The sequence below is a fragment of the Bartonella sp. PS7NMGDW genome (assembly GCF_042193585.1).
GTDB classification, from domain to species: Bacteria; Pseudomonadota; Alphaproteobacteria; order Rhizobiales; family Rhizobiaceae; genus Bartonella; species Bartonella grahamii.
Window position 1 is genome coordinate 1 of record NZ_JBHILX010000139.1, and the last position, 522, is coordinate 522.

Annotated in this window: 1 protein-coding gene; it reads left to right on the forward strand. The window is 39.5% G+C overall.

Translation table 11 applies throughout. The features are described from left to right. The first annotated feature begins 94 nt into the window (after nt 1–94). Complete coding sequence (locus ACFIKJ_RS09755; protein ID WP_007347209.1) at nt 95–295, forward strand: AlpA family transcriptional regulator; 201 nt, start codon at nt 95–97, stop codon at nt 293–295. The last annotated feature ends 227 nt before the right edge of the window (nt 296–522 follow it).

Below are 522 nucleotides of genomic sequence, written 5' to 3' on the forward strand. Positions count from 1 at the left end.
TTTTCTATAAATAAAACATCTTTCTAAATGAACCAAAATGTGGTTAATAAATAGTTATGATTTGTTACCATTTTTTGATAGAAAGGATTTTAGTATGACAGAAAATGATATTCTTTTGACAGACCGTGAAAGTGCAAAATTGCTTCATATGAGTGTCTCAACATTCCGGCGTCATGTAACCAATGGCTCTCTCCCAAAACCTTTAAAATTTGGTTTTTTATCCCGTTGGTTACAATCGGATCTTTTGAATGTAATCGAACAAGCAAAACAGCAACGTCAAAGTGACGCGGCATAAAAAAACCTTGTCACGTAAGGACGGACAAGGCTTTCTCAAACTCATCACCCTAGAGATAGCACAATCCGTCCTATGACGCAACGTTATAGGATTTAAAATGATGTGTTCTTTTAAGAATGCGCGGGGTATCACACGTGCCTTGCGTGGTACTTGGCATGGGCGTTATGGAATAGCCCGTTGCCCTGCTCATGATGATAGGCTGCCTAGCTTATCCCTTGCCAATGGAC